The 14,444-nt window shown below is 57.0% G+C and carries 11 protein-coding genes and 2 pseudogenes; 10 read left to right on the top strand and 3 right to left on the bottom strand.

Features of this window, described 5'->3' with window-relative positions:
* Window positions 1–35: 35 nt before the first annotated feature.
* Both G5S35_RS01035 and ltrA read right to left on the bottom strand, forming a co-directional pair.
* A complete protein-coding gene (locus G5S35_RS01035; protein WP_065062093.1) occupies window positions 36–566 on the bottom strand; it encodes a TlpA disulfide reductase family protein in 531 nt (176 codons plus the stop codon).
* Window positions 567–770: 204 nt separating this feature from the next.
* On the bottom strand, window positions 771–2,474 hold the full coding sequence (gene ltrA, locus G5S35_RS01040; protein WP_074981440.1) for a group II intron reverse transcriptase/maturase: 1,704 nt from the start codon (window positions 2,472–2,474) through the stop codon (window positions 771–773).
* 1,273 nt (window positions 2,475–3,747) lie between these two features.
* On the opposite strand from ltrA, the gene G5S35_RS01045 reads away from it, so the two are divergent.
* Window positions 3,748–4,335: a hypothetical protein gene (locus G5S35_RS01045; protein WP_237181310.1), complete on the top strand. Its 588-nt coding sequence runs from the start codon at window positions 3,748–3,750 to the stop codon at window positions 4,333–4,335.
* Between the two features lie 414 nt (window positions 4,336–4,749).
* On the opposite strand, the pseudogene G5S35_RS01050 reads toward G5S35_RS01045, so the two are convergent.
* Window positions 4,750–5,622, bottom strand: a pseudogene (locus tag G5S35_RS01050) (YifB family Mg chelatase-like AAA ATPase); the annotation flags it as partial.
* A gap of 99 nt (window positions 5,623–5,721) precedes the next feature.
* Here G5S35_RS01050 and G5S35_RS01055 point away from each other — a divergent pair.
* The 9 genes and pseudogenes from G5S35_RS01055 (at window position 5,722) to G5S35_RS01090 (ending at window position 14,440) form a co-directional block, all read left to right on the top strand.
* On the top strand, window positions 5,722–6,702 hold the full coding sequence (locus G5S35_RS01055) for a recombinase family protein (RefSeq protein WP_183038475.1): 981 nt from the start codon (window positions 5,722–5,724) through the stop codon (window positions 6,700–6,702).
* A pseudogene (locus G5S35_RS40240) lies at window positions 6,690–6,764 on the top strand (hypothetical protein); the annotation flags it as partial. The gene G5S35_RS01055 and the pseudogene G5S35_RS40240, both read left to right, overlap by 13 nt.
* A 27-nt stretch (window positions 6,765–6,791) precedes the next feature.
* Window positions 6,792–7,553, top strand: a complete 762-nt coding sequence (locus tag G5S35_RS01060) for a hypothetical protein (RefSeq protein WP_237181311.1) — start codon at window positions 6,792–6,794, stop codon at window positions 7,551–7,553.
* 406 nt (window positions 7,554–7,959) lie between these two features.
* Entirely contained in the window at window positions 7,960–8,784 is an 825-nt protein-coding gene (locus tag G5S35_RS01065; RefSeq protein ID WP_183038476.1) for a hypothetical protein, read from the top strand.
* A 147-nt stretch (window positions 8,785–8,931) separates the two neighbouring features.
* The gene (locus tag G5S35_RS01070; protein ID WP_183038477.1) at window positions 8,932–9,615 is read left to right on the top strand and encodes an H-NS histone family protein; all 684 of its coding nucleotides are present in this window, start codon (window positions 8,932–8,934) and stop codon (window positions 9,613–9,615) included.
* 90 nt (window positions 9,616–9,705) lie between these two features.
* The gene (locus G5S35_RS01075; protein WP_183038478.1) at window positions 9,706–10,158 is read left to right on the top strand and encodes a ribonuclease E inhibitor RraB; all 453 of its coding nucleotides are present in this window, start codon (window positions 9,706–9,708) and stop codon (window positions 10,156–10,158) included.
* A gap of 151 nt (window positions 10,159–10,309) precedes the next feature.
* Window positions 10,310–10,900 (top strand): DUF4240 domain-containing protein, encoded by a 591-nt coding sequence (locus G5S35_RS01080; protein ID WP_183038479.1) that lies wholly within the window; start codon window positions 10,310–10,312, stop codon window positions 10,898–10,900.
* A 175-nt stretch (window positions 10,901–11,075) separates the two neighbouring features.
* Complete coding sequence (locus G5S35_RS01085) at window positions 11,076–14,054, top strand: plasmid replication protein, CyRepA1 family (protein ID WP_183038480.1); 2,979 nt, start codon at window positions 11,076–11,078, stop codon at window positions 14,052–14,054.
* On the top strand, window positions 14,045–14,440 hold the full coding sequence (locus G5S35_RS01090; protein WP_183038481.1) for a hypothetical protein: 396 nt from the start codon (window positions 14,045–14,047) through the stop codon (window positions 14,438–14,440). Before G5S35_RS01085 ends, G5S35_RS01090 begins: the two co-directional genes overlap by 10 nt.
* Window positions 14,441–14,444: the final 4 nt, after the last annotated feature.

The raw sequence follows: 14,444 nt of genomic DNA on the forward strand, positions 1-14,444 counted from the left end.
GTTTTTCATTGGCGTTGGGCTGATGCGCGGCGATCTCAGGTCGAAAGCGCCTTTTGCAGCAACTGGTCGAGTTCCGCGAACTGCGGCTCGCCCACGTAGCGCTTGAGGATCTTGCCGTTGCGGTCGACCACGAAGGTGGTCGGCGTGAGCTGCACGTTGCCGAACTGCTTCGCGGCGGAGCCGTCGTCCATCGCCACCTTGAACGGCAACTGGCGCGTCTGCGCGTAGTTGGCGACGTACATCGGCGCGTCGTAGTTCATCGCCACGGCGACGAATTCGAGGCCTTCGCCCTTGTAGCGGTTATAGGTCTGGACCATCTGCGGCATTTCCTGCATGCAGGTCGCGCAGCTCGTCGCCCAGAAGTTGATCAGATAGACCTTGCCCTTGAGGTCGGCGGTCGAGACCTTCTGGCCGGACAGCAGCGTGAAGGTGGCGTCCGGCACGCGCTGCTGGCTGCCGAAGAACGCGAAGTAGCCGGCGATGGCGATCGCCAGCACCACGACGGCGGCGGCGATGTTGCGCAGCGCGCCGGAGCGCGCCTTCGGGGAATTCGGGGATGCGGACATGGGTTGGTGCCTCGAGCGCCCACGGGCGCGGAAAGAGCCAGACTGCGTCTGGCAGAACTTCCAGCAAAACAACTGGCAAGCACTCGCAAATCTTGGAGGGTAGGCACCCTTCCTCTCGGAAGAGCGCCCCCCTAAGAACCGTACGTGCGACTTTCACCGCATACGGCTCAAGCCTACATTCATACAGATCGAAGCCCCATTACATCACGGCAATGGAGCCGGCTTAGCTACCGCGACCTTTGCAGCGTGGACCTGCTGGTGACAGTGTGGGTGTAACAGCACCCGGTTAGACAAAGCATCTGTGCCGCCATGCACCCGATACTCCAGGTGATGATCGTGCCAGCCTGTATCGTCCGTTAGAGCACAGCCACAATGCGCGCACAACCCGCCTTGCGACATGTACAGCTTGGCCCATTGCTTGCGGTAGCGCATCGAGTTCCACATGCGCTCCTGCCGCAACTGCTCGCCGTACTGCTCCCACATCGGATCAAAGGGATCGAACCCGCCTTTGATCTTTTTGTGCCGGTGGATTTCCGTACCGCTAAGCTGGTACAGCTCCAACAACCCTTTTCTGCCGTCTTCGTAAACCACAGGTGCAGAGAACACCCAATCGCGTCCGCCGACAGTGTGGAAATACGTCTTCCGCACCCAGTCAGCGTTCTTGTTTGAATGCCTACGCTTCGACCATCGCCAGAGCTTCCGAAAGATAAGATGCTCCACACGTGTGTACGCCTGCTTGGCTACTACAGGACTGTGGTACTGCGCCCAGCCCCGTAGCATCGGGTTCAACAGGCGGATCATCTCCTCCTGCTTCACCGTTTTGTTTCCGCTGATCGTTTCCGCCACCTTGCGATAGAACGTCTTCACGTTCTTCCTGCTCGGCTTGATGAGTAGCTTTCCCGAATACTTGCGGAAATTCCACCCAAGGAAATCGAAACCGTCGTCAATGTGAACGACCCGCGTTTTCTCCTCAGATAGCTGGAGTCCCCGGTAAGCCAGGAACGCTTCCACCCAAGGTCGGATTTCGCTTTCCAGCACCTCTTGCGAGTTGCCCGTTATCACGAAATCGTCCGCGTACCGCACCACATTCACTTTCAGCTTCTTCGCCTTCACGATCCCCAACTTCGCACCGAGGTGCTCAATCAGTTCGCGCTCCAGCCCGTTCAGCGTCACATTAGCCAGCGTCGGGGAAATGATGCCTCCCTGCGGCGTACCGGCCTCAGTCGCCTGTAGCTGACCTTTGTAAATCAGGCCAGCCTTCAACCATTTCTGAAGGATGCCCCTGTCCATCGGGACATGGGACAGCAGCCAGTCATGGTTGATCCAGTCGAAGCATCCCTTGATATCCGCCTCCAGTACCCATTGGGCCGAAACCTTTTGGGACATGGTGACGAAAATCTGAGACATGGCATCCGCCGTCGAGCGATTCCTCCTGAACCCGTAAGAGTTCGGGTCGCTCGTCGACTCTGCCACCGGCTCCAAGGCCAGCAGATACAGAGCTTGCATCGCCCTGTCCCGCATGGTCGGGATGCCCAGAGGGCGCTCCTTCCCGTTGGCCTTTGGGATAAAGACTCGCCGTAAAGGCAGAGGCTTGTATCCGCGCCGCTTCAACCTGCCAATGGCTTCCCATCGGCTCTCAGGCGAATCCCATAGTTCACGATCGACTCCAGCCGTTCGCGCACCTTGGTTCTGCGTAACACGTCGTACCGCGTACAACTTCGCGGACAACGTGCGGGTCAGCATCCGTTGCAGGGCTTTCACCCTGCGCCAGTCGCTTTCCCGCGTCGCCTTCGCAATTCGAATCTGCATCCCTCTCACGTTCCGTTCAACCCGGTGCCAATCGATGGCGTACCAGTTATCCGGCGCGTGTGAGAGCGCAGACCCGTCCTTTCGGACAGATACTCTCATGCTGCTCTCCCGCTTGAAGAAGTGACTTCCCGCGCGAAGAGCAGCACGTCCCTCGCGGGAGCGTTTTGCTCCCGCGAGGGGTAAGACAGCACTGACGACTAAGCAGCCGCCAGCAATCACAATTTTCGCTAGAGGGTAGTCAGCCGTCTTGCGACGGTAGACCAGACGGAAGTCTGCCCGCTTTCGCGTGAGGTAATGTCGCAACCCCTATGCATCCCATTACAGGATACCTTTCGCTTTCTCCGTCCTCCCATACCCGCATGGTCAACAGCGTTCCTTGCGGTTCGCCTGCCTGCAATGCTTCGCAGGCAACTGTACGGGCTTACCACGTTCCCGGCATGTCACACGACTGACTTAGGTTCTGCCTATTCCCCGGTGGTTTATTGACGACGTAATCCGATTGCTCAGCGGATTATCCAACCACATACCTTTTTGGTTGATGCCTATCAGCAGCTTTGGCATCGCAATGCTCACGGGGTTTAACAGCAGTTCACTTACATTAACCGTATCAGTCAGCCTCGCTCCTCGACCCCATTGCTGCTGGGAGTCTCCGGGACGACCGCCTCACGGCCGTCGCCCGCCCGGAAAATCCGGGGGCTACTTTGTCAGAAGAGCTTCACACCCCACCGTTACCAGTGGCGCATGTCTTCCTAGGCTACTGCTGGTCGCACAGCAGGTTCACTACCCTCATCGGTGTTCTGACGAGGCCGAACAATGACACACCGAGCTTCCGCTCGTATCGGCTAGCGATGTACCTCAACCCGAGGCCGAGGAATATTGCAAACGACACCCCGCCCAGTCGGCGGAGGTGAAGCCGCTGACTGGGCGGGACCTGACGGTAGTCAGGTCAATGCAGAGTGCGGTCCCAGGATTACTCATCCGGTTTCCGCTATCACTAAAAGGTGCACCCTGGTGGGGGCGCATCTACTACTTAAAGCAAGCATAGCGACATTGAGCAGTTGCAACCCGAGGCTCGCGCCCCATCGTGATGCTCTACGATATGCCTGTCGCAGCCGGTAGGGTTCGGACTGACACCCGCAGACACTGCTAGTCGATGTCCCTTACGTTGGGACGGCCCGGACACGAGCGTGCGTGTCGCACGAGCAAACGCATTGTAGCGCCGAATTTCCCGGCATAGCGGCTGGGCAGGCACATGCCCGGCATCGCAGCGGATAATGGTCCGCACTTTCTGTCATCCCGCACTTTTATGCCGTCACGTTTGCGTTTCCCGAATTTCGTCAGGCTTTCAGGTTCGCTGGACGTCGATGTTGATATGCGCGCCAGGACGCGCAACGCGCTGCGCCGTGCCGCTGCCTGCGCGGCGGGCGCCACGCTCGTCGCCGGGGTGCTGGCGTGCTCGCCCACTTACGACTGGCGCACGGTCGCGAATAGCGCGAGCGGCTATAGCGTCGACCTGCCCGCCAAGCCGGGCGCGGATCAGCGCAGTATCGACGTCGGCGGCACGCCCATGCGCATGCGTGTGCAGACGGCCGAAGTGGGCGGCGCGGTGTTCGTCGTCGGCACGCTCGATCTGCCCGACGCACAGCCCGCGACGCAGCAGAAAGCGCTCGACTTCCTGCGTGACGGCCTCGCGCGCAATCTGGGCGCGCCGCCCGCCGCGCATGCGGTGGACGTGCCGCTGGCGGCGGGCGGCGCCGTGCAGGGCATGGAACTCGATCTGACAGGCAAAGCCGACAACCCGGCGGGTTTCGGCAGCGCGGGCGGCAAGGCCGAAGCGCGCACGATCCACGCGCGCATCGTCGCAAGAGGAGCCCATGCGTACCAGCTCGCGATCGTGGGCCGCGAACAGCCGCCCGTCGAACAAGTCGATCAGTTCTTCCAATCTTTCAAACTGTATTGAGGATAACGGAGCGACGGGCGCAAGCGGCGCGAAGTGAATGTGCTCTCCTGGGTTTACCGGCTAACACACGGATTTGATTGAGGGTTTACGGGTTACCCACAGCGCCTGTGGGTAACTTTGTGGAAAAAGCCGCGTCGCTGGCCGCAAAAGGCCGCCCTGTGGGCTTTTTGTTAAATTGGGCGGCTTTCCCGTAGTTTGTTAAATCTAGAAGAATCAATGACTTGCGTTTTGGCTGACAGCTGAATGCGAATCGTGCACGAAAACGGGCTCAACACGACGTTGTGTGCATAAGTCAAGTCTTGACTTCCATTTTTTGATCCGTCTGACGAGTGGCCTCGCGCCGCCTCGGCCCGCCATGCGCGATGCGCGGCGCGCGTTGGCGCACGAGCGTTCGCGCCGCGCAATTCGTGCGCACTACTGATCGGCGAGTGCTCGGCGATACTGCACGGCCTCCGCAATGTGCGCCGCCGAGGGCATGGAGTCGCCCGCGAGATCGGCGATCGTGCGCGCCACCTTGAGCGCGCGATAGTAGGCGCGCGCCGACCAGCCGAAGCGCTCGCCCGCTTCGCGCAGCAGCGCTTCGCCGGCGGCGTCGGGGCGGCAGACGGCGTCGGTTTCGCGTCCGCTCAGTTCACGGTTGGTCTTGCCCTGACGCGCGATCTGCCGCTCGCGCGCGGCTGCCACGCGCGGCGCGATGACGGCAGTGGCTTCGCCGGGCGCGGCGGCGCGGCCTGCCAGTTCGGCGGGCGGCAGCGCAGGAATCTCGATCTGGATGTCGATGCGGTCGAGCAGCGGCCCGGAAAGCTTGCGCCGATAACGCGCCGCGCCTTCGGGCGTGCAACGGCAGCGTCCGGACGGATCGCCGCGCCAGCCGCACGGACACGGATTCATGGCCGCGACGAGCTGGCAGGCGGCGGGGAAGTCGGTCTGCCACGCCGCGCGCGAGATGGTGATGGAGCCCGCTTCGAGCGGCTCGCGCAAGGTTTCCAGCACATGGCGGTCGAACTCGGGCAACTCGTCGAGAAAGAGGACACCTAAATGAGCGAGCGTGATTTCGCCGGGCTGCGGCGGATTGCGCCCGCCGATCAGCGCCGCCGCGCTCGATGAGTGATGCGGGGCGCGAAAAGGCCGACGCCGCCACTGCTGCGGCGAAAAGCCGATCGCACTGGCGGACAGCAGCGCGGCGCTCGCGAGCGCTTCGGTGTCGGTCATCGGCGGCAACAGTCCGGGCAGGCGCGCGGCGAGCATGGACTTGCCCGCGCCAGGCGGCCCGACCATCAGGATGTAGGGCCAAATAAACCCATCCAGCCATTTAAGCCCAGCCAGGCGGCTATAGCAAATAGCCTTGTGATAGATTAGGCCACCCTGTATCCACCGACCTATGCCGTGCCTGTAGCCTCGACCCCCAAGGCGTATTCGTATATTCGCTTTTCGACGCCTGAGCAACAAAAGGGCGACTCATCCCGTAGACAGACTGAACTCTCGCAGAAGTACGCTGAGGCGCATGGACTGACTCTTGATGAAAACCTGACGTACCGCGATCTCGGAGTATCGGCATTTGACAAGTCGAACATCCGGAACGGTGAACTCGGTGCCTTTCTCCGCGCCATCGACTCCGGTGCTGTCGAGCCGGGATCGTATCTGCTCGTGGAGTCGCTCGACCGGCTTTCGCGAGCGAAGGTTACCGATGCACTCGAAGTCTTTATGTCGATCATCAATCGCGGCATTCGTCTGGTGACATTGGCTGACGGCCGTGAATACAGCAAGGAAAAGATCAACGAGCAATTTACCGAACTGATTATCTCGATTGTCGTTATGTCTCGTGCGCACGAAGAATCGCTAACAAAGAGTCGGCGATTGAAGGAGGCGTGGAAGGCGAAGCGCGGCAGAATCGGCGACGCGAAACTGACCGAAATTGCACCGGCATGGCTAAAACTGAATGACGAAAGAACGGCCTACACCCTCGTTCGAGACCGTGTAGAGCTTGTTCAGCGCATGTTCGAATGGTCGAAGGACGGGATCGGTTCAGAGACCATCGCCCGCCGATTGAACCAGCAAGGCTTGTCGAACTGGGGAACTCGATCTGCAGATCAGTGGCACGCGTCGTACATCAAAAAAATTCTCGACAATCGTGCAGTGCTCGGTGAGTTCCAGCCGCACACGATCGTCAACGGTAAGCGTATCCCGAGGGCGATCCGGCTCCGGACTACTTTCCGCGAATTATTTCGGACGAAGATTTCGTTCTTGCGAAGACGGCGCGGCAATCGCGCCGCACGAACAGTGCAGGTCGGAAAGGGCAGACGTTCTCGAATCTGTTTTCCGGATTTCTTCGCTGCGGCTATTGCAACGGGTCGATGGTGTATGTGAACAAGGGACATGATGGGCCGCGAGGAAAGTTACTGGTATGCACACGTGCAAAAGCTGGGAAGGGATGCCACTATGTTCCGTGGGAGTACATGCAGTTCGAACGCAGTGTCCTCACGTACTGCAAGGGGCTAGATTTCGATGCGTTCCTTCAGATGCGCGATACGGTCAAGTCCGAACTTTCTGCCTTGAGCGCACGTATCGCGCTGCTCGAATCGTCTCTTGCCGACAACGAGCAGAAACAGGCGAACATTCTCGAAGCCATTGAATCGGGCGCGAAATTTCAGCAGTTCGAAACACGCATGGTTCAGTTGGAACAAGAGCGGACAACGGTCAAAGCCGAACTGGATGACAATCGGCAGAAATACGATCTTCGCGCGAATGCGACGGTTGACGTTTCGGCCGTTCGAGCATCGATTGACGGCTTGCTTCGACGAATGAGCGAACTAGAAGGCAACGAACTGTACGACGTCCGCGCGCGGCTGAGCCAGCATTTAAGGCGGTTAATTGTTCGAGTCGCCATGTACCCTGGCGGCTACATTGAGAAACCACAGTTCGTTGAGAAGTTGCGTGCGCACCTTGTGAGCATAGGAAGCGATGCGGAGGCGGTTAATGAACACATCGCAAGCAGACTGAAGCTGACCGCGAACGTAAGCGAACGATTTTTCACGATGATTTCACGAAGTGACACCATTCGCACGATCCGGCCAAACTTCGAAAATCCAGAATTATTAGACCTTGAAGTTCCGCGGGACGCGCATGGTTTGGCCGCCTACGTAACAACGTTCGGCGCGCTGGAGCGGCTAGATGAGCGTGCATCGAAATCGCCGGGGACGGCACACGAGGGCTCCTGACCGCAGCACACGCGGTCGGTGCTAGCGCCGCCCGCCATTAGCTCCGCACATCCTCCTTGAGTCCTGAAGCATGAAGATTTCTCAGATTACTCGACGCGACACTATCGACATGCGCTAGCTTCGCGGGTCCATTGGCCTTCGACCTCGCGGCGCATTACCTCTTCCATCGTCGGGTACTCTCGCGCCGGGTCATAACAGCCGTACTTTTCCGCCCAGCGTCTTTTTTGTTCGGCAAACGCTGCCATTAGTCGTTCGAATTTGTCCATGTTGTCTACGATTAGCGCCCGAAGATGTTCGGGCATGCATCGGTATTTATCGACGACTCTCTGCGGGACTTTGAGCTCAACCCTTGTCGATTCGGAACCGGCTGCGCTAGATTCGATCTCTTTTGGGTGTCGGACCTACCGTGGCAGCGAATTCCGAGCAGATCGCATTGATGTTCCGACTCACACACTTGTCGGAATCCACAAACGGACAAACGAAGCCGGATTTCACGATCAATGACACCGCAAGCGACTGGCTGTGGTGGTGGTATCGGTACTTCAAGGAAAACGCTGACTACAAGGCGTATTGCGACGCCCGCCGCGATGACGACGCGGCTATTTGCTCAATGCTGGAAAGCCGGTTCGAGCGCATCGCAGAGTTGTACGAGGACTGGGGCGATATCCACCACGGCAAGCGGTTGTACAAAAACGAATCGTCGTGGCCGGAATGGCTGTTTGATCGGCGGCACCTGTTTTTCACCAGTGAACCAGCGGTGAAGACGCTCTCGCGTACTGCCGATGTCGAACACGGGGCCATCGCCATCCAAATTCCAACCACCGCGTCTAAGAGTGACCTACTGCGAGCCATCACGGAGTTCATCGAGCAGAACTATGCCGACCTGCGTACCACGCCAAAGCCCAAATATGAACTTTATGCGCCAGCGGGCAGGATCGATCAGAGCACCTTTCTGACTGTAAAGAAATCGTTTTATGTTCATGCTGCGGCGCGACAACACGTTTGGTTTCCTGATTCGAATGCCGGGACCGCACTTGAAGTCATGGCGCTCGAACTGAAGAGCCAGCTCGGTTTCGATTGGGAACTGGAGCCGGATCAGGAGGAGCGCTTGCGGAACGGAACGCTGAGTATGCTGGAGTTGGATTCGTTCAAAAAGCAGGTGGCACGGTACAAGGCGCAGTTCGATGCCTACGTCGCGAACACCATTCATGGCGTCTTCCCGAAGAAGTAGCGACCAGGAACAAATCAGATCGCGATTCCGGATTTGATCTGTTCGTTCCGCCGGAGTCTTCCGATTGGAAAAATGGCTACATCGTAAGCAATCAACGAAACAGCGGAGATTGCCCGATACGAAACCATCAACCCAATCGGAGGATTTATGCAGAATTATCAACAGCTTGGCACGGAAATCGTTGCAACGCCCGCCGCCATCGAAGCAGTCCCGCATTCCGCAGTCACGGATTACCAAAAGATCGAAGCGGAGTTCGCGCGTTACGAAGCTGAGGCCGCCGCTATCAAACAGCGCATGGACGCTCTCAATGAGCAGCGTGAAAGCCTTCGTGAGCAAGAGCGCGTCATCGCCATCCCAGAACTGAAGGCTCGGATCGCTGCACTCGGTATCGCGCCGGAAGACTTGGGTTACGCGACGCAGCCGAAGAAGTCGCTGGCACCCTCGATTCCCAAATATCGCAACCCTGAGACGGGCGAGACGCACTCCGGCAAGGGAGCCTGCCCCGCTTGGCTGACGCCGGAAACGAAGAAAGATCCGCGCTATCTGAACCCGGAATGGGTTGCAAACGACGAAGCCAAGAAGGCAGCAAAGGCCGCGAAAGCTGCCACGAAGAGCAAGACTGAATCGTCGTCGGTTTCCGTTGCCGCCGAGGCTCTGGCTTCGAACGTCGCGGACGTTGCTTCGAACGATGCGCCCACGACAGCGGACGGACACGTACCTTCGGTTTCGGACGGTGGCGCGGAGATGACCGCTGCTAATGTGGCCGCAGTCGATGCTGCTCACGCCGGTTCCGAATCCTCCAACGAAGCTGTCGTCTCCAACCTCAGCTAAACCACGACTAGAAGACTGAACCAAACGATGTACATCAAAAAACTTTGATTAGTACACCGATTTATAAACAAAAAAATTGAAGGTGAATGTATGAATATTGCCGTTGAATCGATTCTCCGCAACTGTGTTCAACCTGAGCTTGTTCGCGATCCGGATTGCTGGATGTGGCTCAACGAACTGCAGGGCACGCTTACGGGTAAAGACGCTATTAGCGTGGCGGGATTGCTTGCGGAGATGCGTGAGCGCCGTGCGAAGCCGAAAGAGTTTCGGAAAGTCTACCATTGGGGTGTGATTAATTCCACGGGACTTGACGATTCTTTCGAAGAATGGCTGAAGGATAAGGGGTGTGACTACATCTTGTGTGTTCATGTCGAGGACGAAATTTGGGAGGTGAATTTTTGCTCTGAAGGACACAAGTCGTTTCACGACCTGGTCAATTTCTGTAAGCAGATCGATGAAAAATTCACGCAATTCGGCGGTGAGTATCAGGGGTGGAAATTTGTCGGTCGCTTCAAGGTCGCGCACCGCGTAATGCAGAAATAATCTTCTCGCTGGCGGCAAGTGCTGGCCGTTGTACATCGAGCCCGTATTGCCGCCCTCTTCGTTTCACCACTGTTGTAGATCGTAACCCGGCTTGAGCTACTGAAGTCCAGCCTAAACAATCGAAAACAACTTAAAACAAATAGGAATGCATATGAACATTGATAAATTTTGGGAAATCATGGCGCGGTGCAAAGAATCTAATGACCCCATGTCTTCGCTTGGGGAAATTCTTCGCCAGCTTCCGTTGGGCGAGGTCAGGGAGTTCGGTCGGTATTTTCTCTGGATGGAAGGCTACGCCTTTCGTTGGGGTATCTGGGGTGCTGCGTATCTGTTGAACGGCGGATGCAGAGATGACGGGTTCACCGATTTCCGGCGTGGCCTCATTTTGCAGGGGCGAACAGTGTACGAAGCCGTACTCAAAGACCCCGACCATTTGCATACCCACTGGGGTCAAGGGCCTATCGATTGCGAAGGGATCGGCTGTGTCGCGTTCGACGTATATGCGGAGAAGATGAAAATTAGCGGGGAGGCTGCGATGAATGAACTGTATGACTACAGCTATCTGCAGAAGCCGCCGACTCACATAGAGGGTACTCGGTATGACTGGCCGAATGTGGAGGACTGGGACTTCGACGATGAGCAGGAGAATCGAAAGCGGCTTCCTCGTTTGGCGCAGTTGTCCTCCCAGCACTATGAAAGCCAACTGGCCCAGTGGGCGGCTATCGGCGGTATCGCTGCATAACCACAATAAATAGACCTGTCGCAAGCCAGCAGGGCGGTCGTCACCGCTTCGCGCCGTTACCAATGAAATGACGGCCTCCTGCTGACCTTCGCGACGGTCGATCTGGTAACTCGACCCTCACCCAGCGAAGCGGAATCGTCATGCCACGATTCCGTCTATAAAGATAGGAAATACGATGGCAGATAAAGTCAAAACTGCGGTGAACCCGCACTTCGTCAACAAGATCGAAGACAAGAACTCGCCCCTTTGGAAATTCGCCGCGACAGGCTACGAAAACGTCGAACTGACGCCGGAAGAGCTTGCCGAATTTATCAATAAGGGCTATTCGTTTTGTGCCCAACACAAGAAGCACCGTTCGGAAAAGCATTTCATCGGGACCAATCTGCTTGCAGTGGATGTCGATGACGGTCGGCTGGACGACGCGCAGAACAATCCGTTCATCCAGCAAAATGCCCTGCTGATCTACACGACGCCTGGCCATACGGAGAAGGAGAATCGCTTCCGCGTTGTCTTCAAACTGCGTCGAATGATCTGCGATGCAACCGAGATGCGTGCAGCCTATATCGGCGCGGCACGCATCCTCGGTGGTGATCTTGCATGTCAGGACGCTTGCCGCCTCTTCTTTGGCTCGAAGGGTTCGAACCCTATCAATCTCGGCAACGAACTGCCCGACCACGAGCTTGAAAAAATCATCGCTCTTGGTCGTATGAAGCGCGTGTCCGATCACAGCGCCGACAAACGCGGTGTTGCGCATACTCCCGCGCTCCAACGGTTCGAGCAGGATTTGCAGGTGGACCAGTGGGTGGAGCTGGCGAGCGGTCGCACGATTCCTCTGAAAGATGCACCTACGCGCACGGCGATCAAGTGTCCGGTTCACGACGACAAAAATCCGAGCGCATTCGTGGTGACCAATCGCAACGGTGTGAACGGAGTGCGTTGCCAGAAGTGTTGTGCTTCGTTCTGGCCTCCCTCAGCGCAATGGAAGAAACTCGAAAAATTCGATTTTTTCCATACTGAGCGTATCGTTCGCGAGTTGCAGTGCAACGAAGACCCGTTCTATCTGAACGACCGCGAACGCCGTGATGTTGACGGCGAGCCGGTTACGATTGATGTCCAGCGTCATTTCGTTTTCTCGAAACGCTACGTGACCGACGCCGATATTCCGTTCATTCCGGGGGTAACGTTTCTGCGTAGCCCCAAGGGCACCGGTAAGACGCATTGGCTCGAAGATGTCGTCAAGCAGTGCCGCGAGCAGGGAAAGTCTGTCCTGTTGATCGGCCATCGCCAAACTCTGCTGCGTAGCCTCGCGGATCGTCTTGACCTTACCTGCTACTTCTACTTCGATGGCAAGGGCCAGCGCAACAACAAGCCCGAGGATTATTACGCTATCTGCATCGATAGCATGGGCCGTTTATTGAAGCCGACGGCGCATCGCTACGATGTGGTGATCATTGACGAGGCCGAGCAGGTCGTCTCGCATCTGACGGGGAGCACGCTGAAGGCGAAACGTCGCAAGTGCGTTGGGTCGTTCCTGTTCTACCTGCGCAACGCCAAATCGGTCATCGTGTCCGACGCTGACCTCGGTCCCATTACGGTGGAGACGATCTGCAATTCGGTCGATGCCGGTATGGACTATCGCTTCTACGTCAACACGTACAAGGACAGCGTTTGTCCCGTCTATGCTTACGACAACGAGCAGCACTTGATCCAGAGCATGATCGAAGCCGTTGCAGCAGGTGGACGGCACTATATCGCCACCAATTCGAAGAGCCGCGCTGACGTGCTGGCTCAAATGATCAACGATAAATTCGGCGACGGCAAGAAGGTGATGCTGGTCACGGCGAATACCGTTCGTCACCAAGAGGTTGCCGATTTCGTTCGCGATATCGATACAGCGATTCTGGACTATGACGTGACGATTGCGTCGCCGACGCTTGGCACTGGCATCGACATCACCTTCGAGCACGGCGCACGCTGCATCGACACGGTATTCGGATTCTTCGATGCGCGCATTAACACGCACTTCGACATGGACCAGCAGTTGTCGCGCGTGCGCAATCCGGGTGAGATTCGCCTGTGGGTTACGCCCGAACGCTTCGCGTTCGAAACCGATCCCAACGTGATCCGCGAGGAAGTTATCGACACCGACGCGATGAACGAGGCGTTTAACGGCTATCGTGCAGACGGTACGGCAGAGGTAGATGATCAGTACCTTCGTATGTACGCTGATGTTAAGTCGATTGAGCGTGCGTCGAAGAATCGTCTGCGCGAAAACCTGATCGAACTGCGCCAGCATAACGGCTGGGAGGTTATCTCTGTTGAGTCCGATGTCGATTCGCGCAAGATCGGCAAGGGACTTCTGGATGACGCTCGCGGTGCTGTGAAGGCTCGCAAGATCGATGAGGTCTGCAACGCTGCGCCTATCGATTACGAGCAGTATCAACAATTCCTCGAACTGAGTTCGACTGGCGTAGTCATCGGGCCGGAGAGGGAGTTGGCCATGGAGCGCTACAAGATCGAAACGTTCTACCGCGAAGAAATTTCGCCTGATTTGTTGATGCTGGACGATAACGGACGCTATCGCAACAAGGTGCGCCTGATGGAAACGTATCTGTCTCCTATGAACCATATTCGCGAGCGTGCCGACGCAGAGAAGGAGTACGGCTTCTTCGCTTCGGATTCGAAGAACGAGGCTGCGAAGAAATTCCTGCTGATGGAACTGCTGAACGCAGCCGGTCTTGCTGATGAGCACGGCGACATCCAACTGGATGTCGCGGTCACTCAGAAGACCCTTGGTAAGTTCGTGGAGTGCTGTCAGAAACGTTCGGGAAAGATCGAAGATCTGTTCGATATCAGCGTTCGTCGCGACGTTGCGACGAAGGCCAAGAATCAACTCGATGACGTAATCGATTTGATCGGCCTGAAGTTCGACAAGGCCGAACGCCGCAAGCCGAACGGCGTGCAAACCTATTACTACCGTTTGGAGCAGGCTACGTGGCATCGCATCAAGCAAATCATCGATTCGCGCATGAGCATTAACGTTGGCTTCGTCCCAACAATCGAAGCACTTACGCCGACTCGTCGCGCGGTGAAGAATAAAGAGATGAAAAAAACTGCTGCGCGTGCTGCGGCAAAGGGGCTGCAATGGAACTGAAATTCGGACGAGTATCGTGGGGTGACCTGGAGATGATTCGCGAGGCCATTAAACTGGGTGGCCGCTTCGATGGCATCAAGGACATGCAGGAGAAGTTCATCGCCGGAATGGGCAAGGCAATCGACATGGAGATCAAACGCAAGGAAATGGCTGGCGAAGCCCTACATGGCTCAGTCATTCTTTCGCTTGACCTGAAAATTGAGCCTGAACGTCGCGTCGATTCGAAATTGCTGGCGAAACGCATTACGCTTCAGGAGCTGGACGAGCTGGCAAACGAACGGCAACGATTCGCAATCGAAGAGGAAGCCCGCTTGAATAAAATCAAGGTACAGGAGGATGCAGAGCAGCAGGCCAAGGCAGACATAGCCAGTGGCGGTGTCAACTAATTTT

It is taken from the genome of Paraburkholderia tropica (assembly GCF_014171495.1).
Taxonomy (GTDB): domain Bacteria; phylum Pseudomonadota; class Gammaproteobacteria; order Burkholderiales; family Burkholderiaceae; genus Paraburkholderia; species Paraburkholderia tropica.